Annotated in this window: 20 protein-coding genes; 3 read left to right on the forward strand and 17 right to left on the reverse strand. The window is 51.1% G+C overall.

The features are described from left to right. Positions 1–4 precede the first annotated feature (4 nt). The 15 genes from traM to FDP09_RS19945 all read right to left on the reverse strand — a co-directional run bounded on the left by traM (position 5) and on the right by FDP09_RS19945 (position 12,399). Positions 5–1,216 carry a conjugative transposon protein TraM gene (traM, locus tag FDP09_RS19880; protein ID WP_137404328.1) on the reverse strand — a complete coding sequence of 404 codons (1,212 nt, stop codon included), beginning with the start codon at positions 1,214–1,216 and terminating at the stop codon, positions 5–7. After that, entirely contained in the window at positions 1,107–1,430 is a 324-nt protein-coding gene (locus FDP09_RS23875; protein WP_187328721.1) for a hypothetical protein, read from the reverse strand. Before FDP09_RS23875 ends, traM begins: the two co-directional genes overlap by 110 nt. Positions 1,431–1,507: 77 nt before the next feature. After that, positions 1,508–2,125 (reverse strand): conjugative transposon protein TraK, encoded by a 618-nt coding sequence (gene traK, locus FDP09_RS19885; RefSeq protein ID WP_137404329.1) that lies wholly within the window; start codon positions 2,123–2,125, stop codon positions 1,508–1,510. Between the two features lies 1 nt (position 2,126). Continuing rightward, positions 2,127–3,167: a conjugative transposon protein TraJ gene (traJ, locus tag FDP09_RS19890; RefSeq protein ID WP_137404330.1), complete on the reverse strand. Its 1,041-nt coding sequence runs from the start codon at positions 3,165–3,167 to the stop codon at positions 2,127–2,129. Beyond that, positions 3,164–3,793, reverse strand: coding sequence for a TerB family tellurite resistance protein (locus tag FDP09_RS19895; protein WP_229683478.1), 630 nt, complete (start codon positions 3,791–3,793; stop codon positions 3,164–3,166). Before FDP09_RS19895 ends, traJ begins: the two co-directional genes overlap by 4 nt. Next, complete coding sequence (locus FDP09_RS19900; RefSeq protein ID WP_137404331.1) at positions 3,790–4,452, reverse strand: hypothetical protein; 663 nt, start codon at positions 4,450–4,452, stop codon at positions 3,790–3,792. Before FDP09_RS19900 ends, FDP09_RS19895 begins: the two co-directional genes overlap by 4 nt. Further along, entirely contained in the window at positions 4,442–4,888 is a 447-nt protein-coding gene (locus FDP09_RS19905) for a hypothetical protein (protein WP_137404332.1), read from the reverse strand. The genes FDP09_RS19900 and FDP09_RS19905 overlap by 11 nt, the downstream gene beginning before the upstream one ends. After that, the gene (locus FDP09_RS19910) at positions 4,881–5,570 is read right to left on the reverse strand and encodes a conjugal transfer protein TraI (protein WP_137404333.1); all 690 of its coding nucleotides are present in this window, start codon (positions 5,568–5,570) and stop codon (positions 4,881–4,883) included. The genes FDP09_RS19905 and FDP09_RS19910 overlap by 8 nt, the downstream gene beginning before the upstream one ends. Further along, the gene (locus FDP09_RS19915; RefSeq protein WP_137404334.1) at positions 5,567–8,035 is read right to left on the reverse strand and encodes a TraG family conjugative transposon ATPase; all 2,469 of its coding nucleotides are present in this window, start codon (positions 8,033–8,035) and stop codon (positions 5,567–5,569) included. The genes FDP09_RS19910 and FDP09_RS19915 overlap by 4 nt, the downstream gene beginning before the upstream one ends. Continuing rightward, positions 8,028–8,354 (reverse strand): DUF4133 domain-containing protein, encoded by a 327-nt coding sequence (locus FDP09_RS19920; protein ID WP_137404335.1) that lies wholly within the window; start codon positions 8,352–8,354, stop codon positions 8,028–8,030. The genes FDP09_RS19915 and FDP09_RS19920 overlap by 8 nt, the downstream gene beginning before the upstream one ends. 1 nt (position 8,355) lies before the next feature. Next, positions 8,356–8,661, reverse strand: coding sequence for a DUF4134 domain-containing protein (locus FDP09_RS19925; protein WP_137404336.1), 306 nt, complete (start codon positions 8,659–8,661; stop codon positions 8,356–8,358). Positions 8,662–9,153: 492 nt separating this feature from the next. Then, a complete protein-coding gene (locus tag FDP09_RS19935) occupies positions 9,154–9,591 on the reverse strand; it encodes a hypothetical protein (RefSeq protein ID WP_137404338.1) in 438 nt (145 codons plus the stop codon). A 3-nt stretch (positions 9,592–9,594) separates the two neighbouring features. Further along, the gene (locus FDP09_RS23880; RefSeq protein ID WP_187328722.1) at positions 9,595–9,756 is read right to left on the reverse strand and encodes a hypothetical protein; all 162 of its coding nucleotides are present in this window, start codon (positions 9,754–9,756) and stop codon (positions 9,595–9,597) included. 256 nt (positions 9,757–10,012) lie between these two features. Continuing rightward, positions 10,013–10,855 carry an RteC domain-containing protein gene (locus FDP09_RS19940; protein ID WP_137404339.1) on the reverse strand — a complete coding sequence of 281 codons (843 nt, stop codon included), beginning with the start codon at positions 10,853–10,855 and terminating at the stop codon, positions 10,013–10,015. Positions 10,856–10,869: 14 nt separating this feature from the next. Further along, positions 10,870–12,399: a cyclic nucleotide-binding domain-containing protein gene (locus FDP09_RS19945; protein ID WP_137404340.1), complete on the reverse strand. Its 1,530-nt coding sequence runs from the start codon at positions 12,397–12,399 to the stop codon at positions 10,870–10,872. A 308-nt stretch (positions 12,400–12,707) separates the two neighbouring features. Here FDP09_RS19945 and FDP09_RS19950 point away from each other — a divergent pair, with 308 nt between their 5' ends. From FDP09_RS19950 to FDP09_RS19960, 3 genes are all read left to right on the forward strand, one after another. After that, positions 12,708–13,202 carry a MauE/DoxX family redox-associated membrane protein gene (locus FDP09_RS19950; protein ID WP_187328723.1) on the forward strand — a complete coding sequence of 165 codons (495 nt, stop codon included), beginning with the start codon at positions 12,708–12,710 and terminating at the stop codon, positions 13,200–13,202. Beyond that, positions 13,183–13,362 carry a hypothetical protein gene (locus FDP09_RS19955; protein WP_137404341.1) on the forward strand — a complete coding sequence of 60 codons (180 nt, stop codon included), beginning with the start codon at positions 13,183–13,185 and terminating at the stop codon, positions 13,360–13,362. The genes FDP09_RS19950 and FDP09_RS19955 overlap by 20 nt, the downstream gene beginning before the upstream one ends. 78 nt (positions 13,363–13,440) lie before the next feature. Then, complete coding sequence (locus FDP09_RS19960) at positions 13,441–13,722, forward strand: DUF6520 family protein (RefSeq protein ID WP_137404342.1); 282 nt, start codon at positions 13,441–13,443, stop codon at positions 13,720–13,722. Positions 13,723–13,782: 60 nt separating this feature from the next. On the opposite strand, the gene FDP09_RS19965 is transcribed toward FDP09_RS19960, so the two are convergent. Then, positions 13,783–15,159, reverse strand: a complete 1,377-nt coding sequence (locus tag FDP09_RS19965; RefSeq protein ID WP_137404343.1) for a RagB/SusD family nutrient uptake outer membrane protein — start codon at positions 15,157–15,159, stop codon at positions 13,783–13,785. A gap of 237 nt (positions 15,160–15,396) precedes the next feature. Next, a complete protein-coding gene (locus tag FDP09_RS19970; protein WP_137404344.1) occupies positions 15,397–18,585 on the reverse strand; it encodes a SusC/RagA family TonB-linked outer membrane protein in 3,189 nt (1,062 codons plus the stop codon).

The following is an 18,585-nucleotide window of genomic DNA, read 5'->3' on the forward strand; positions in this document are numbered from 1 at the left end:
GGTATCAGCTGTTTTTAGTGTTGACCAATAAGATGGGGTGCCCGGCCTTAAGGGTGATCGTGACTGCTTTGTTCTTTTTTCTAAACAGCCCTTTTGCCGTGGATATGCCCGCAGAGGCCATCTGGGTTTCCAGCGTCATGCCCGAGGCCATATTGGGCATCCCTGTGACCAGGGCCTCCCCTGCCCCTCTGTTGATTTCTTGACCGATACTTCCACCGATCGGTATTCCGGGCATGGCGTCTGCATCATGGGCTTCCAGTGCTACGGGAAGGATGTGTTTTCCTGACCGCAATGCGCTGACCACCAATTTCACCCGGTCACCATCAAGGGAAGCCTCTCCATAGACCAGGCTGCCTTTTGGGAATGCCAGGCCGTTTACCCGGACATCCTCCAGCAATTTTACCTTTATCCTGCCCTTGCCCTCAAAAGTGGTTTCTTCGGCCACTTCCGCTGTTATGGCGGCTTTTACCGCATGTTCCATCCGGGGCGGTTCCTCCAGGCCATAAAAGGCATTTCGTGGCGCTTCTTCCATCTTGGCCTGGTCAGCATGCTGCTTGTTTTTTGCCTGCATGTGGCCATCCGTTTCCACGGTGAACCGTAGCCTTTCAAGCGCCTTTTCACGGATCCGGCCTTCTACCCGCTCGGGATGTTGTACGTCAAGGATTTTGTCGAGCATCCCTTCGAGTTGTTGCAGTTCGTGATCGGGACCGGTTGGCTGCATGCGGTCCATCAGTGCTTCCAGCTGCCGGACATCCTGGGACAAATCCGTTGGCACTTTTTGTTGGACCGTTGCCGGTCGGTATCCCTTTGGGCCGGTGGGCACCTGATCAGCCTGCCGGACCTGTTTGTCCAGCAGTTGGAGTTTGTCCAACAGGGCATTTTCCTTTTCGCCCAATCGGTCATTGCCCGACAACCCCATCAATCCGCTTTGTTCCTTTTCGGGAACCAAATTTTCCTTCTTGAGGTAGGGATCCATCCGGAGCTGTTCCTGACGCTTTTTGGACGCTTTGGCCTCTTGCTCATACAGGGCCATTTTATCCATTTGCCGCTCCTTGAGCACCGGCTCTGGAAGGGCGGTACGCAGGCCTTTTGGAACTTTTCCCCCATCAGGGCTTGTGATTCCCTGGCCCGCCCAGGAAAATGCCAGGATAAACGGCAGGACGAAGAGTGGAAGGACCAATAACAGGGTCCGTTGTTTGGTGTTGAATCTTTTCATGGTCTTTGGTTTTTAATTGGTGAACAGTGGAATCCATGGCCGGCCCCACCATTTCGGGCGGTGGGGTTTCCGGTACGGATACCGGCCCTTGGTCAATAGTTTGACAGGTCTGCAGGACAATCGCCCCTGCCCAAGCGGTGAGCAGGAATCCAAACAGCAATGCACGCTGGAAGGAGGTTAGCCTTGCCTCCCACTTGGAAAAGGATAAGGCCATTGTCTTCGCGATTTGGCTTCGAAATAATCCGACCCTCTCCATAAGGAAACTTAGGGACGGCCGGGTCCTTGCTTTTATCATCGTTTCTCTATTTTTAGGTCCTTGTTTTCCAGGGTTTCCCATTTTTCAATGAGCAGTCCGTGCGGATTGTGGTTCGAACGGGTAATTTCCCGCAGTACCCCTGTGGTAATCAGGCTCCTTGTCAGCCGGGAAGTGCTCCTGACAATCTGTAGCCTTCCATAAAACCAAAAACGGTACGGGCCGCTGTCCATCTCCAGGGCAATGCTGTCCAACAGCAGCTTTTGGCTGACATTCCCGGTCACCAGCCTGTCGTAATAGCCCTGCTCCCGCAGTACCTGGTAGGCGTTCTTTATCGATCCGTCGCCGAGGTACAAGGCTTCCGAAAGTTGATGATGGATCAGCTCCTCGTCTGGCGAAAGGCCAAAGAAGCGGTCATGGAAACGGATCACGTGCTCCCTTGCTTCCACTTTGAGGTTGTCCTGTCTGCTGCCGGCCACGGCCTCCATTACCTTCCCGTCCAATAGGATGTACACACGTTCCGATGCGGCTTGCTGGAACCTGTAGGACAGGAAAATGGCGCCCAGGGCCAGCAGTACCGCCCCTATGGAAAGTACCAGGCTAAAGCGTTTCACATGCCCGAAGGCCGTTTCAATATTGGTCAGGTGTTCGAACATATCAGGTAAGGGTTTTGGCAGCTACTGCAGGTGCCGAGGTCACCATGCTGCTGGTCTTGTGGAGCAGCGTGTCCCTGCCTGCCGCGTAAACGATATAATTGGCCACCGAGGGCACGGTGAAGTAGCCGATGATGGCAATGACCATAAAGATCAGGTAGGCCGTATCGGTGGAGGAAAAGAAGGTCTTGCCGGCATTTTCCACCTGGCCGATGTCGATCAGGATCATGTTCTCCTGGATCTTGCCGATAATGGCCCCGAAGATATTGGCCACAGGAAGCCACATGTACACGTTGATATAGCGGGCAATCCACGAGCGGAGGGTTTGCTGGAAACCGTCGAACACCGATATGCCCATCACGATCGGCCCCAGGATGGAAAGGACAATGAGGTAGAACACCCGAATGGTATTGATGCAAAGGGCGGCGGCCTGGTAGAGTACTTCCAGCACCTCGCTCATCCACTTTTTGATCGAGTTGGAGAAATTGAACGAGGCCTTTTCCATGGCAAACCTGATGTCGTTGCCCAGCCCTTCCCAGAACCCTTCGTCGCTGCCCTCGGGATGGGCATACTCGTACCAGCTTTCCCTATCGCCGCTGCCGCTTTCCCCCACGTACATTTCCCAGTACTCGGTGGCTTCCAGTGCCCGCTGTTTTTCGGCAAGCAGTCGGTCAATGGCCGCATTGGACCCTTCGACCATCTTTCCGGTTTCATTTGCCAATGGCGACAATATGCTGTTCATCACATGGAGCACGGATGGAAAGAGCATAATGGCCATGCCCAGCGCAAAAGGGCGCAACAGCGGATAAAAGTCCACTGCTTCAGCCCTTGCGATATGCCCCCACACCCGACTGGCGATATAAAACAGGGCTGCAAACCCCGCCAGTGCCCTGCCCACACCGATCAGGTCGGCTGCCAGCGGTACCATTTCATCATACAATCGGTCCAATACTTCATGGAGTCCTCCTGCCCCGCCGCTCACGCCTTGCGCATGTGCTCCGAGGGCCAGCAACACGAGCAATAAGGTCCCTATTCCCCTTTTCATGGCTGTAAGGATTTGATGGTCTTCAGGTTTCCGGATGCCTTTTTCCTTTGGAGGTCTAATACGGCCGCCTCATTGTTGAATATCCGCACGAATACATAGCGGTCCTTTATCCCATCAAAGATCCGGTCAATGGCCGCCATCCGTTCCTTGTCGGTCATCTGCAGCTTTCCCCCGGTGATGACCAGCAGCAGCTCTTCGATGTTGCGGGCGCTCATCTCGAGCAGGTTGCCGTAGACCAGGGCCAGGTAATCGAGCTCTTCGCGGGTAAACCGTCCACGGTCGAGAAACTGGCGGTAGGCCCTGCGGTATTCGTCCAAAATGAGCTTTTGATAGTTGATGATCCCGCCCACCTTATGGTAGCGCCGTACCACCGGGCTGACCGCGGAGAGCCCATCGATAAATACCTTGTGCAAAGAGAAATTGCCCGAGGCAATGTCCCTTACCGCATTATAGCCACGGCTGAGCGTCCGGTAGCCCTTGTACATATCGTCAAGGACCTGCTTGAACTGGCTGAGCTTTTCCACGTTGAGCAGCAGCTGTGCGGTTTCGCCGACCTGGGCCATCGCCACTTGCGGTGTACCCCACAGGCTGCCCATCAGCAATAGTATGGTCAAATAGTGTTTCATGGTGCTTTTAGTGTTTGTAGTTTCCGAATGGTTTGCAAATCCCCCGCATGCCAGGCCCGGTGCCGCAGCAGCTGGTAGTTTTCCCGGTTAAAGCCCCGGACAAATCCGTCCAGTCCCTGTAGCTCCCCGTAAAGCCGGTCGATGAGTCTTAGCCGCTCCCCTTCGGAGAGTTCCAGCCCCGGCTGCAGGGCCACGGCCATCAGTTCGTCCAGCAGCTTGGATGCCGTTGACACCGCATTGTCGAATACCTGTCCGAAATACTGCTTTTCGGAAGGCTTCAACCTGCCCTGGGCAGCAAACAGCTTTTTGGCCGTTTTGATCCTTTCCAACAGGCGCAGCTGTAGGGCGATAAATTCCGGGACAACCCGGTAATTGCTGACAGCAGGACTGATCGAGGCCAGGCTGCCAAAGAAATCCCCGTGCAGGTTGAATTCCCCGTTGCCGACCATCTGGACCGCGTTCCAGCCATCGCGCATTATCCCATAGCCTTTCCGCGCATAACCGATGTAGAGCTGAAGGCCGCTGACCTGTTTGGCCAAATATTCCTTCTGGGTCTTTTTCTGCCGGAACCATTCACTGAAGGTCTGGGCATTCCCGGTGGCCGAAAAGAGCAGGAGGAAAACCAATAGCAGCTGAAATGTTGACCTTTTATATTCCATACCGTCTTGATTTTTGTTGTACCACTGGGTTGACCATTTTAATGGCCAGCTTCCGCGAAGGGATGTCCTGGATATCCTTGGGGGAAAGCTTGCGTTCCTGTATGATCCTGCCAAACCTGTCCCGGTGGCTGATTTCCATACATGAAAGCTTCCACTTGTCCATTCCATCAGCATCCAGCTTTAGCCGGGCCATGGTATAATCACTTCCTTCCCCTTTCCATTGCAGGTAGGTACTCATGGTAAGTCCATTGGCGGGATAGTCCTCTTTTCCTTTTATGAAAGCATTGATATACCCCCTTATGGATGAGGTAAATTTTCCCGGATAGGCAGCCTTGCAATGGTAGGCCCCGTCATAGCCCTTGGCCTTCAGGACGGGCATCCAGTGATGGGCCATTTCCAGAAGCTTCCGCAGGGTTGTTATCTGTTGTCTATTCATGGATTTCCTTGAGTGTTTTGATTGCTCCCTTGGCATAGCTGCGCTGCCTTGCGATGAGCAGGTTCCGCTCATTGAAGCGCATCAGGTCGTTGAGGTTGAAGCGCACCTTCTTTGCTGTCCGGTCGATCCGGGCAAGCCGCTCGCCGTCGTCCATTTTCAGGTTAAAGGCGCTGACCACGCCGAGCACCTCTTCCAGGTTGCGCACCGAATGGTCAAGAATGCCCAAATACACCTTTTCCATCCAGCGCAGCTCTTCTGCTGAAAACTGCCCGCTTGCGGTAATGTGCTGCCAGGCTTTTTGGTATTCACTCACCAGTCGCCCTTGCTTTTCTGCAATGTCCCGCACCTTTTGGTACTGGCTTATGGTACTTTTTACTTTCCAGAGCCCATCGTAATAGTCTCCGTACAGTTCCTTCTGCCGCTCGCCCCACTCGGCAATTTCTTCGAGCTTGAGCTTGTTGAGCGCATTTTCGAGTACCTGCTGGGCATTCTGCAGCCATATCGTGTTGTTCTGCATCCGCTGGATCTTCAGATCGATGGCCACGATGGCCTTTTTCACCCCTTTGCGGATTATCTCCAGGATATAGGCCGGTACTGCCGCCTCCGAGCGGGGCATTTGGGGAGCCCCAAAAAACAGCAGCCCGGCCAATAATCCTGCTTTCCATATGTTTGGCAACTTCATATCTCCCCTCCTTTCATTTCCGCGGCCACTTCCGCAATGCCTTTTTCAAGGTCCCCGCCAAAGGCATTGGCCCTTTCCTGCACCTTTATCTTCTCCTTTTGCTCGGTGGTATAGGCCAAATATTCCTCGGGAGACACCTCGGTACGGTACACCTTACTGACCGGCCCAAGGCCGATAAAGACTTCCTTGTACTTTTTGCCCGGTTCGTTGGCCCTGTTGATCGACATGATCTGCATGGTCTCCTTTTCGGTGAGTCCCAAAAGCTCCCGGATCCCGTCGAACTTGTTGCGGTATTTGGACTGGTCCAAAAGGATCTTGCAGTCCGAGTTGTTGATGATGGCCTGCTTGATGATGGGGCTGGAGATGATGTCCTCTACTTCTTGGGTGACCACCACGGCCTCACCGAAGAACTTCCTGACCGTCTTGAAAAGGTAGCGGATGTATTCTGCCATCCCCTCTTTGGCAATGGCCTTCCAGGCCTCCTCGATCAGGATCATCTTGCGCACGCCCCGCAGTTTCCGCATCTTGGAAATAAAGATCTCCATGATGATCAGTGTCACCACCGGAAACAGGATGGGATGGTCCTTGATATTGTCGAGCTCAAAGACAATGAAGCGTTGCTCCAGAAGGTCAAGGTTTTCTGTGGCATTGAGCAGGTAATCGAATTCCCCGCCACGGTAATAGGGCCGCAGCACGTAGAGGAAATTGTCGATGTCAAAGTCCCGGTCCTTTACCCCTTGCGCTTCCAGCTGTGCTTTGAACCCGTTGGAACAGTATTCAAAAAAGCTGTCGAAGCAGGGAAAGGTATCCGCATCCAGGCTTTCGTAATAGCTGCCCAGGGCATTGGAGATGGCCACGTACTCGCTGCGCGTAAAGGTCTCATCGTCCTTTTTCCACAGGGCCAACAGCAGCGTCTTGATGCTTTCCTTCTTTTCGGTGTCCAGCACACGGCCGCCCAGATGGAAGGGGTTGAAGCAGATGGGACGGTCCTCTTCATAGGTGAAGTAGTACCCTCCTACCAGGTCACACAGTCCTTTATAGGAATGGCCCACATCGACCAACACGACGTGCGAACCTTGGGCATGGTAGCTGCGCACCATATGGTTGGTAAAGAAGCTCTTGCCACTGCCCGAGGGGCCGAGGATGAACTTGTTGCGGTTGGTGGTCCAGCCCCGCTCCATGGGTTCATCGGAAAGGTCCACGTTGACCGGTTTTCCGGTCTGCCGGTCCCCCAGCCGCATACCGAATGGCGAGGGACTGGAAAGATAGCCCGTCTCCATGTTGAAAAGGCAGCTGGCCTGCCGGCCAAAGGTCAGGAAGGTCTCCTCTATGGGAAGGGCCGCCGCATTGCCGGGAATCCCTGCCCAGAACAATTGCGGTGCGGCAAGGCTTTCCTCTTTGGCCACCGCATCGATCCTGGCGAAGGCCGCCCCGACCTTGTTCCGGATGGATTTGGTCTGCTCCGAACCCTCCGACCAGGTGAGCACATTGAAATGTGCCCTTACCGGCCAGCTGCCCTCTGCAATGCTTTCGTTCAGGAAGGCCTGTATGGCCTCTTTTGCATGCAGGTTTTCCCTGGAATAATGGGCCAGGCTTTGCATGCGCAATGCCCTGCTTTCAAGTTGCTTTGCTACCGCCTGCCGGTCTTCGACGATGACGTACTGGTTATAGATATGGTCAATATCCAGCAACTGGCCCAACGGGGCTGCCAGGCCGATGGTATAGGCCTTCTTGTCGGTGCTGTACGCTTCATGGGGGATTTGGTCGGACAACACATTGGGGAGCCTGTCCATTTCTGATAGGGAAAATACCTGCATCCTGGAAGTGCCTATCCGCAGTTCCGGTTTGAAGGCAATGTCCTTTATTTGGGGTTTTCCATCACAGGGACCCAGGAACAGGTAGCGTTCCAATAGCCCCGGCCTTTGGGCGGTGCCCAGGTAATCAACCTCCTCCAAACGCCGGATTTCCATGCCACTTTCGGAGACCAGCTGGACAAATTGCCCCAGCACGTTTTCAAATTCCTCCAGTCTTTTTGCATCCAAAAGTTCAGGAGGAAGAAACCTTGGGGAAAGCAGGTTGGAAGTGGCCAGCCCGGCCGGCTTTTTCCCCTTTCTTGGCAGGCTAAGGAAAAGGTAGCATCGGTGGTCAAGGTAGGGACGCTCATGGAAGAACAGCCCGCTGCTCCTGTCCAGGAAGTCTTTGTCTCCTTTTCGGACAAGCCCCTCAAACCGCTTTTTTGCAAACCAGTCCTGCTTATGGAGCACACAGCCTTCCGGAAGGAGCCTGATCGCCTTGGCCCAGGAGGACTGCAGGGCTGTGTAGCCCGGGCCGTCAAGGGTAAAGATTTCCGGCAGCTGCACTTCATAACCGGCGGTGATGTCGCCTGCGCCCGAAATCAGGAATCCCTTTTCCAGTTTGCTGATGGGAAACCAGTTGATCATCTCTTTTACATTGGGACTATCCATGTTTTTTGCGGTCTTGTTTCCTGATAAATTCCCTGTCACGCACTTTGATCCCCATGGGTACCTTGCGGAAGGCCATGCGCTTTTTCAGGCCATGTTCACCGTATTTGCGGTTCAACCCGAATACTCCTTCTATAAGCAAATAGCCCATAAAGCCACAGGCTGTTCCGTTGATCCAAAAGGATATGCCCAGCACATAGCCCATGGCAAACAACAGCAGCAATACCACCAGGCCGATGCCCAGGTAAAGGATATATTGTGCCTGCAGGCCTTTAAAAGAGATCGGCCTGTTGACGCCCTTGTTGAGGGTAAACCGTTTCATATCAACCAAAGAAGCTGGTGAGTACGGTGGCCACGATGACCAAAAACACGCAGCTGCCGAACCAAGCGGCGGCCACCTTTCCGGTGTCCGGTTCCCCTGAATTCCACTTGTTGAACACTTTCACTGCGCCGATCAGCCCGACGATGGCACCGATGGCATACATCAGGTTCACGCCAGACTGGAAGTAGCTGCGCACCTTGGTGGTGGCCTCCATAATACCGGCATTGCCGTCCTGTCCGAATACCGACAGGGAAATCCCTGTCAGCAACAGGGCCAACAGCCCTTTACTGAATTGGTTGTTTGTCATGTTGTGAAGGTTTAGCGTTTTCCCTTTCCACCACCTGGCAGAAGGGTTCTTTTGCAAGCATGTCCAATTGGATATGGGAAGGAATGAGCAGTTTGCCCTTTTTGAACCTTGGAGGATCAAGGCCAGCATGGATTTTGGCATACTCCTGGAATGCACGGCACAGGGGTTCATTCTCCGGAGGTGTGAAGTGTACCTGTAGGCGCTTTTTTCTTTTGGCCAGAAAAAAGGGACCGTACAGGACCGCTAGCACGATCAAATAATACAGGAGAAGGATTCCGGCCAATGCTGACCAGAAGCCTGGGCTGAACGTGATCCATTCCGGCATATCCTTTTTTGGTTTGATGATGGGTCAAATCTCAAAAAGGCCGGAATAAAAAATTCACCAGTTGTCCCCTACTGGGGTGAAATATTTATAAGTTATTCAGTTCATGTAATCCGGCACCTATGGGAATACCAAAAAAAGCAGATGTTTCCCGCCAGTAACCCTCATCGTCAAGGTACCAAATTGGCATATCCCTCTCTGAACCTTTTCTCTATCTCAAAATCGGGAACATAATGTCCATTATTTTCCACTCTTATGGCCACCCTTTTCTTTGCCTCGGCAATGGAATCCAAACAGAAATAGATCATATTCACCTCATATTGATTCTTTTTAAAGACTACTGGCCAATTTAATGGAGTAGAGTTGAAATTAGTTTCATAAGAAAATGATTGACACTGATCTATGGCCTCTTGGATTTGCTTTTCCAACTCCCCAAAAGCCATATTATGTGCCATTGTTTCTTGAAATTCAGAAGGGATTAACGATTGGTAAATACGCAAAAAATGCTTGTCATAATCAAACACCTCTACCGCATCAGGAGATAAACCTTGTGAAAAAGAAGATTTGCCTGCTCCATTACATCCGGCGATTACTAAAAGTTGAGGCATGAATTATTTAAATTGGGGCGCTATTTGGGGATGTTTGTTTCGGATTCCCATAGCTACGTTCTTTTCATATACCTTAATTTCCTTCCTTACCTTTGGCATTTGTGACTTCAACTTACGTTTGAAGTTTTCTATCTGCCGGGTGATATCATCTTTCTCTTTCGCCATATTACAAAGTCAGTGAATTTCACGAAAAGTGTTTAAACAATTCCCTATCATTACTAATTAGCTTTGCTCCAATACAATGAGATAAAGTCAGGACACTCCTATGAGGTCTCCTCGGTGTTCCAGCAACATCTTCTATTTACCCATTATAGCACTTCCCATATGGATACCTTGGGGATTGCAGCACTTTATCCAAATCGACATGATTGCGGATAATCATAAAAATTCATATCCTATTAAAAATATGAAAGCTTATCCATTACCCCATCCCATCCCCCTCCTCCATATACCCCTCCAATTTCTCCCTCAGGTTGTCCAAAAACACGGTCCTTCCCTTTTTCCGGATACGGATTTCCTGGAAGATGCGGTAGATGTCCCCTATTTTGGTCCCAAGGATTTGCTCCAGGTTCCGGGCAAGCTCTTTGATGCCGATCTCCCCGTTGTTGAACACGTTGCACACTTTTAGGGCGTAGATCAGCTCGACCAACTGGACTTTCTGGGCGGTCCACTTTAGCTTGGAAGGGGGCTGTGCGGGACTTTTTACCCCGTCCAGTTCCTGCAGCATTTCCTGCATATATTGGTTGATCCGTAGGACTGCCTGCAACGTACTCACCTGGATGCTGTGCACCGTACAGCAGCGGTTGTCGATGGTGCTGTGGTATCCGTGGGGCAAGCTCACGTCGCTCCTGGCCCTACGGAGAAAATACTGCGTATCAAAGTGGCGCTGGTCGAGCAGCATATAATTGTACAGGGCACGGTGTCGGTCCATATAGCCCTTGAGACTTCGCTGCTCCTCCAAAAAATAGTCTCTTTGTGCCTGTTTACCGGTCAGCGGACGGTTGGATTCCAGGATAAACAGCTCGGCATAGTAGATGGACTCGGACTGGAACCGGGGCTTTATCCTTTTGAAGAAATGGATCTCCTCCTCTTGGCCGTCAAAGGTGTATGTACAAACAAACCCGTTCAACTTCCCCAGCACCTGCTCGGTATGTTGGAAGGCCGATTCCAGTTGGATCAGTTTGTCCCTGCCCTGAAGGCTGATCAGGGAAAGATCATTTTCCAATTCCTTTTTCAGTTGATGTGCATATTGTTCAAGGATCATCGCTGGTTCAGTTTTTAGTTTGTTGTTTTTTTGGATAGGACCTTACCGTACCATTCTGGCCAGGCCATTACCTGTTGCTCGACCAACCGTAAAAATTCCGCCACTTCTTGCTTTGCAGGACCTTCAATATTTCCAAAGTTTTCTTTTTTACATTGCTCCATTTGGTCATGGACCTTTTCAAAGGAGTCCCTTAACCCCTCAAGAACAGCATCCATGAACACCTTGCCCAACCTCACTTCCAAGTTGACATAGTTATGGGGAAGGTCCCCAAAGACCTTGGTCTTTCCCACCATCATTTCATTGGAGATAATGATAAGGCTAATGGCCAATTCCATAAATGTTTCCAGGTCCTTGCGGTACTTATGGATACTTTCCCACAGTTCCCTATGGACTATTTTCAAACAGGCCATTCCTAACCTTCCCTCTGAAAACTTCGCCCTATATGCCCTGTAATCGAGCATATCGGATTTATCCTTTGCCATATGGCTTCCTGCTCTCCATTCCCTTTCCTTCAGGTAGCTTTTTAAGATGACGACGACCATTTCCAGTTCCTTATCGGTCATCCAGGATCCAGCAAGTTCCATAAGGTCCTTCAGGGCAGAAAAGTAAGCGTTCAACCTGGGGACATTGGAAGAATTCCCCCTGCCTTCCAGAATATTATGGAAGCCCCTTTTGACCTTTTCCCAGTAGAAAGGCCCTTCACCATAATGGAAATGGTACATGAACAGGTCTATGGCAGTCAATAAGGCCATCAGTTTTCCGGCCCATTCTACCCTGTCCTCCTTGCCCATTGGAAATGCGCGTACTATTAGAAAAGGAAGGTTAAGCTGCTGCATTTTTTTCACGCCATCAGGATCCGCCAACAAAGGATAGTAGTCCACCCAGCTCCGTACTTTATGCCTGATCATCCTACTGTTGGGGTGGATACTGGGGGCTACACCCAATTTTTTAAGGAATGGCCAATCCATTTTCCCATTGTTGAATTTTTCTTCAAAACGTGAAATGGTTTTGGGCGACTTTCCCAATAATTGGGCAAACCTCCTTTTGGGAAGCCTTTTTTCAAGCCCCTCCAGGGTTTCCCGGAACCGGGGAACGGCCTGTTCCAGGGGCAATGATTTAATGCTTTCAAAAAACCTGTCCAGTTCATCAAACTGGTTGTAAAGGGCCTTTGACAGTGGTCCGAAGGCAGGAATACTTTCCAGCATCTTCTGTTCGGAATCCGTATCCATAAATACCACCAGGGTTTCTTCCAGTGCTTCCAACGCATAGGGACTTGATCTTTCCAATGCCCTGTTGGCCCTGTCCATGACCAGGTGTTTCTGGGGAAAAACCTTTACCAGTCCTTCATTGATATTCATGCCCACGAGCCCTTCCATGACCAGGTAACAGTTTCTCTCCGTTACACCTGAAGTCCTGATGATCCGCCGCTTTTTGTAACGTTGGAAGGAAACCAGGTCCTGTAATTTTAAATAGTTGTCCCAATCCACCCGTAAGATACCATCCAATTGGGTTTTGAGCAGTTTCAGATTAGTTAGTTTATCCATGTCATCAAAGTTTATGGTCAGCAACCTGACTGTTATAAAAATGGCCGAAAAACGTGGCCTTTGCCAATTGCCCAAAATCGTAGAGGACTGTGCAGCAACCGGTTAATTTCTCCTTGCTTGGTTCCAATCTAGTTTTGGAAAGTTATTTAAGTCAAATTTTTGAAGGAAAAATTTAAAAAATTAAAAGGTAATTGGGACAATGTCCACATTGTAGTGGGACATTTTAAAAATTCAGATACAAAACATTGACTTTTAACCAATTACCATCATAACTTCAATACCAACAAATCAACAATGGGAAAACAGTGATGAGCAAAAGGATACAGTCGAAAGAAAATCAAACCAAACTAAAAGCAATCTTCACTTTGGTGACCGTCATCCTTTTCCTGGTAATCTGGACCTTTACGGGATTGGAAAAACTGATCAACTGGCAGGTGTCCTATAAGGCATTTCACAACCAGCCTTTTCCATTTTCGCTGGCAGATATGTTGGCTTACGGGATCCCCATAACCGAACTGCTGCTGGCCTTCGCATTGGCGGCAAAACCACTTAGATGGTGGGGGTTAATGGGATCGGTCCTGTTGCTTTCCGTATTCACTACCTATGTAGGATTGATCTGGTGGAATGTCTTTGACCGTGTCCCCTGCAACTGTGCCGGTTTTATAGAAGCTATGGGATGGCCCGGGCATTTCTATTTCAATAGTGCATTGCTATGCCTTGGAATAGCGGCACTTTGGATGGAGCGTGTGGATGGCCAGATGATCAGCAATAAAAATACAATTCATGAAGATAAAATATCATAATACCGCTGGTACCGCTGCGCAACGGTACCGGCAAAACTACCGTCTCTCCCATGTCCGGAAGTTTGGGAGACCGGGCAAACACTTGACGGTAGCGGGAAAGGACAGCCCCGGAAAACACTTTTCAAAAGCTGTCCATCGCTTTTGGATACGTTCCCAATAACCCAATTGTTGGGGACCAAAGGCAACTTAATTTAATGTTTAACCATGGCTAACCAACGCCATACAAAATGAAAAAGTGATGAAAAAGTTAATAAAAAGGCTGCCGGTGCTGGCTTTGGCACTCGCAGCTACAGCGGCATTTGCATTCAACATGCCGCGTGAAATGGTAGGGGAATATGCACAAGACCCCAATAATCCCGGAACTTGGTTCGATCTGACCAATGAGGTTCCCGGTGAGGACACCTATCAATGCGATGGCGAAATGGAAACCTGCACTAGGGATCAACCAAATCCATCGGGAACGGAGATCAAAACCGGCGAATTCATCCAGAACGGGGAATTGCCCGTTCATGAGGACTAAGCTTTAAGCAAATGAACTTAAAATGGTAAAGGGAGCCCCGCGTGGGACTCCCTTTTCTTATTATCTGGGATTCTGCTCAAGACCGTTCAATTCTGTTTCCTCGGGAGGCAACGGGAAAGTATAACGGGAATCCCCAGGGGGCAGGACAATTTCCTCACCATTTACCGTCCTTGTAAGGGTGACACTCCATTTTTCTTCCCTGTTAAGCCTTCTCAGGTCCATCCACCGAATGTTCCGGAAAAGCAGCTCCTTTCTCCTTTCTTCCAGGATTATCTCCAACAGCCCATCCTCATCGGCAATGTTCACGGGGACATATGAACCCGGTGCCATCCTGTGCTCCAGGAAAATGTTCAGGGCATCCTGTGCTTCTTCCAGCCTTCCTGTCCTGGCCGCTCCCTCTGCAAAGGTCAGCACCAGTTCCCCTGTACTGATCCCGCCAAAAAACAGGTATCCTCCGGTAAAACTGCCCTTGAAACTATAAAAGCCGTCCTCTTCCCCAGGCTCAAAAAATACGGATTTTCTAAAATCCCCTTCTCCGTACAGGGCGTAAAGCTCTGGGGCGACATAAGTCATGTTGCTTGTGGTGTACCGACCGCTGGGAAGAGTGGCATAGTATATCGTTTCAGGGTTCAGTTCTCCTATTGGGTATGGTGCCGAGGGATCGAGCCCTGAAAAATCGATAAGCCCATCGCCTATGGCCATGGCGTTCCCGGCATGCCCGTAGGCTTTTTCATAATCCCCCAGCACCAAACTGAACCGGGCCAATAGGCTTTCTGCCGCCCATTTGGATCCCCTTGTGGAATATTCCGCCTTATCGGGCAGTAACGAAGAGGCTTCCCGGAGGTCTGCCAATATCCGGTCCACCAGTTCGGGAACCGTTGACCTTCGGGGAAGCTTGTTCACGTCCGAGCTGCCCTTCAGGGGAAGTCCCAATGGATCATGTCCCCCAGGCTCATAGGGTCTTGTAAAGATTTCCATCAATTGGGTATAGGCGTGTCCCCTCATAAACAGGGCCCTGCCCTTGATATGCCTTGCACGAAGCTCTTCATCTGTATCCATGGGAACATGATCCTTTAGCCCATCCAGCACCACATTGGCCAAAAAAACCTGCTGGTAGGGAGTTGCCCAGTCAGAAGAATAGGGCTGTGCCGGGGTAAATATTTCTTTTTCCCAGGTATAGGCAGCCTGTTGCTGCTCGGAAAGGTTGTCCAGTACTGATGGGGACAGCAACATATCGTCGCTGGAAACCAGCCCAATATGGGGAACCGAGTTGGTATTACGGTTCATGGCATCCATAACGCCCTGTAAGTCGTCCAGGGTACTGGGCACCACCAAGGCCTTGTCCGGCTTGGCATCCAAAAACTCCTCGCAGGAGCTCAAAAGGTGTACGATGCTGATGATCATGATGAAGATGGGGTATTTATAGTGATTTTTCATTTTTTTTCGATTTTAAGGTAACTGTAATCCGACCTGGGCCTTATGAAATCCGGAACATGGCCCGGTTTCCCGTATGGAAACTTTTCCCGCCCGTGATAATGTATGGTTTACATATGAAGAAAGTGGACGGTCAGGGCCTGTTCCGGATTATATGTCCATCGTTTTTTATGGTTTGGGATTGTCCAAAAGGAAACACCGCCATTCCTTTTTATACATGGTCAATTAATCCTTATCTGTTCAGAAAGTCACGTTCAGGCCCAGTGAAATGCTTGAAAGCGACCTGTTGTCCAGAAAATCGGGATCTTTCACCCTGTCGCTTGCTTTCCAGATAATGCCCAGGTTGTTGGCATAGGTATAGATTTCCAGGTGCGAGAAATAGCTGTTCCCAGGCTCCATCCGATAGGACAACCGGATATCCTGTAGGCGGATATGGTCACCCTTCTCCACGATCGCCGAAGACTGGGAATAAAACCGGTTCCTTTGATAGTCGGCACTCTCCCCCATGGACGGGATATCGGTAAACTGTTCATCTCCCGGCTGCTGCCACCTATTGCTATAATCACCGTGGGTAATATCCCCACGCAGCAACTGGTAATAATTAACATAGGGTCTTTTGAAATAATAACCCAGCCTATAGGTGATGTTCACGGAGAGGGAAAGGTTTTTCCATGACAGGTCATTGCGGAGGGCCCCGGAATGGACAGGCCTTGCAGGCCCGTGATAGACCAGGTCTTCCGTAGCGGTGCTCCCGATGATTTCGGCATATTCGGTACTGGGTTCCCCATCCAACAGCCCCCTGGGATCGCCCGTATCGGGATCGAGCCCCGCCCAGGGATAGCTGAAAATTCCCCGCAGCGGATATCCCTCCAGCGGCTGGGGACTGGAAGAGCTGACCCCATAGGATACCAGGCTGTTGACCGTCGGTTCGGCCTCATAGCCGGTCACCTTTTCGGAAACATAGGTATGCAGTAAGGTGGTACTCCACTTTAGTTTGCCACCCAGGTTTCGGCTGGTCAGGTCAATATCCAGGCCATGCGCCCGAGTGTCGGCATAATTTCCCCTGAACGTCCGTATGCCGGAAGAGGCCGGATAAGGGCGCGTGCCGATCAGGTCAATGCCTTCCTTAAGGTAAAACTCCACGCTCCCACTGACTGTTCCGCCCCTGCTTGCAAAGTCCAGCCCGAAATTGGTGATCCTGATCTTCTCCCAACGCAGGTCCGGGTTGGGTGGGTTGTCGATAAATACGGAGGGCAGGCCCGTCAGCCGGTTGTACGCTCCTGCCATAAACCTCCCCGTGGTGTAGGCCGATACCGACTTGTCGATGTTTCCGTTATAGCCATAGGTGGCACGGAGCTTCAGGAAGTCCAGCCAATTGCTTTGCATAAAGCCTTCCTCACTGAGGATCCATCCAAGCCCCGCTGACCATAAGGGCACCCCCCGCTGGTTGGCATCTACCCCGAAAAGGTTGGAGGCATCCTTCCTTACACTTCCGTTCAGCAAATATTTGCCCTTGTATTCATAGGCGGCATTGCCGAATACGGAGGCAAACCGGTCGAGTGTCCCCGTATGACTGGCCATATAGGGAATACTGGCGTTGTAGCCATTGTGCAGCCGGGGATAGCTGTTCGCATAGTCCACGGGCACATCTGTGCCCCTTTCATCATTGTAACCGTAATAGCGGTCCCCGTTCCCTTCTGTCCCAAAATCCCTGATTTCAATCCCCACAAGCCCGGTCAGCCGGTGGTCTGTTCCAAAAAGCTGGTGGTAGTCCAGCTGCCCCCGCAAATCCTGGCCGATCCCGTTGCTGGCAGAACGGTCCATGATGCCTCCCACAGGCACTGGCCTTATAAGCGATCCATCCCCTTCGATCTGGGTAAACTGGTTGACCAGGTCCCTTGCTAAATAACTTTCTTCCGGATGCACCCTGCGGTCGGTGGACTGGATATTCCGGTATTGATAGCGCACGGTTCCTTTCAATTGGGGAAGCAGCTTTATGCCAATATCAACATTGAACCGCAGGTCCTGTTGCTTTCCGATGGAAGGGGCCATACCGATTTCGTCCAAGGGCACATACTCCCAGTCCAGTAGTCCCGAGCCTTCCAGGCTTTCCTTGAAGCGGGCACTGTAGTCGCGGTAAACGGGCAGGGGATTCCCGGCACCATCGGCCAACCTGTCGTAGGGACCGGCCATGGCTATGGCGGGACTTCCGTTTTCTGACCTGTTCTGCACATAATAGCCGCCCACACCGATATCCAGCCGGTCTTTCCATAATTTCCAGCCCTGTTTTGCAGAAAAGGTCAAGCGGCTGTCCTTATTGGCCACCGTCCCGTTTCGGTTATGGTCGTAGCCCATGGAATATTGGTAGCGGGAATGCTCCCCTCCTCCCCTTACGGCAAGGGAGTATTGTTGCCTTATTGCCGGACGGTAAATGTATTCGGAAAGGTCATCCCTCACATCCGAGGAAGCAAATCCCGCCAACCGGCTTTCCATTTCTGCCTCGCCGATCAGCCCTTCCCTGTGGGCATGGAGGGTTTCCACCACCGGGGATACCAGGCTGTTGCTGGAACTGTTGATACGGCTGTCATAAAAGCCGTCCTCAAAAAGGTACCGCTCAACGTCCACAAAATCACTGATTGGCATCTGGGAACGGTAAAAGGGATCCTCCTGCTGTACCCAGGTGGTATTGGCATTGAAATCCACTTGGGTATTTTGGTTGAACTGTCCGGACTTGGTGGTGATGACAATGACCCCGTTCCCGGCCCTTGCCCCCCAGATGGATGCCGCAGCAGCATCCTTCAGTACGGTCATGGAGGCCACATCATTGGGGTTGATATTGTTGGGGTCACCTTCAAAGACCATGTTGTCCACTACGATCAGGGGGCTGTTCTCGGCAAAGAGCGAACCGGTTCCCCGTATGCTGATGCTCTCCCCTACACCGATGTCCCTGTTCACTACCAGTCCGGGCACCATGTTTTCCAGCCTGTCAAGCACGCCAGTGCTTACCCGTCGGTTGATTTCGGTGTCGTCCAGTGTGCTGAACGATCCGGTGGTACGCTCTTTTGACAGTTCCTGGAAACCCGTGGAGACCACCTCTGCGGTCTCCAGTTCCGTACTTTTCTCGGAAAGCAGGATCTTCAGTGGACCGGAAACGGGTACATCTATCTCGATCTCCCTTTTTTCATAGCCCAGCATGGATACTGAAATGTGGAGTTTTCCTTCTCCGGCAAAAAAGGAAAACATCCCTTCTTCATTGCTGACCGTTCCCTTTTTGGTCTCTTTCAGGATAATGGAAGCTCCGGGAATGCCCTGCAGGCCATGTTCGTCCAGTACGGCTCCTTCCACTTTGAATTTCTCGGTTGTCTGGCCAAATAGGGAACCCGTTCCCATGGACAGCCAGACCAACAAAAGCAGTATTTGGTATTTCAT

Source organism: Echinicola rosea, from assembly GCF_005281475.1.
GTDB lineage: Bacteria > Bacteroidota > Bacteroidia > Cytophagales > Cyclobacteriaceae > Echinicola > Echinicola rosea.

Bases quoted from the DNA above. Each gene is read 5' to 3' on its own strand.
- traM (WP_137404328.1), bottom strand. From the start codon at position 1,216: ATGAAAAGATTCAACACCAAACAACGGACCCTGTTATTGGTCCTTCCA.
- FDP09_RS23875 (WP_187328721.1), bottom strand. From the start codon at position 1,430: ATGGCCTTATCCTTTTCCAAGTGGGAGGCAAGGCTAACCTCCTTCCAG.
- traK (WP_137404329.1), bottom strand. From the start codon at position 2,125: ATGTTCGAACACCTGACCAATATTGAAACGGCCTTCGGGCATGTGAAA.
- traJ (WP_137404330.1), bottom strand. From the start codon at position 3,167: ATGAAAAGGGGAATAGGGACCTTATTGCTCGTGTTGCTGGCCCTCGGA.
- FDP09_RS19895 (WP_229683478.1), bottom strand. From the start codon at position 3,793: ATGAAACACTATTTGACCATACTATTGCTGATGGGCAGCCTGTGGGGT.
- FDP09_RS19900 (WP_137404331.1), bottom strand. From the start codon at position 4,452: ATGGAATATAAAAGGTCAACATTTCAGCTGCTATTGGTTTTCCTCCTG.
- FDP09_RS19905 (WP_137404332.1), bottom strand. From the start codon at position 4,888: ATGAATAGACAACAGATAACAACCCTGCGGAAGCTTCTGGAAATGGCC.
- FDP09_RS19910 (WP_137404333.1), bottom strand. From the start codon at position 5,570: ATGAAGTTGCCAAACATATGGAAAGCAGGATTATTGGCCGGGCTGCTG.
- FDP09_RS19915 (WP_137404334.1), bottom strand. From the start codon at position 8,035: ATGGATAGTCCCAATGTAAAAGAGATGATCAACTGGTTTCCCATCAGC.
- FDP09_RS19920 (WP_137404335.1), bottom strand. From the start codon at position 8,354: ATGAAACGGTTTACCCTCAACAAGGGCGTCAACAGGCCGATCTCTTTT.
- FDP09_RS19925 (WP_137404336.1), bottom strand. From the start codon at position 8,661: ATGACAAACAACCAATTCAGTAAAGGGCTGTTGGCCCTGTTGCTGACA.
- FDP09_RS19935 (WP_137404338.1), bottom strand. From the start codon at position 9,591: ATGCCTCAACTTTTAGTAATCGCCGGATGTAATGGAGCAGGCAAATCT.
- FDP09_RS23880 (WP_187328722.1), bottom strand. From the start codon at position 9,756: ATGGCGAAAGAGAAAGATGATATCACCCGGCAGATAGAAAACTTCAAA.
- FDP09_RS19940 (WP_137404339.1), bottom strand. From the start codon at position 10,855: ATGATCCTTGAACAATATGCACATCAACTGAAAAAGGAATTGGAAAAT.
- FDP09_RS19945 (WP_137404340.1), bottom strand. From the start codon at position 12,399: ATGGATAAACTAACTAATCTGAAACTGCTCAAAACCCAATTGGATGGT.
- FDP09_RS19950 (WP_187328723.1), top strand. From the start codon at position 12,708: ATGAGCAAAAGGATACAGTCGAAAGAAAATCAAACCAAACTAAAAGCA.
- FDP09_RS19955 (WP_137404341.1), top strand. From the start codon at position 13,183: ATGAAGATAAAATATCATAATACCGCTGGTACCGCTGCGCAACGGTAC.
- FDP09_RS19960 (WP_137404342.1), top strand. From the start codon at position 13,441: ATGAAAAAGTTAATAAAAAGGCTGCCGGTGCTGGCTTTGGCACTCGCA.
- FDP09_RS19965 (WP_137404343.1), bottom strand. From the start codon at position 15,159: ATGAAAAATCACTATAAATACCCCATCTTCATCATGATCATCAGCATC.
- FDP09_RS19970 (WP_137404344.1), bottom strand. From the start codon at position 18,585: ATGAAATACCAAATACTGCTTTTGTTGGTCTGGCTGTCCATGGGAACG.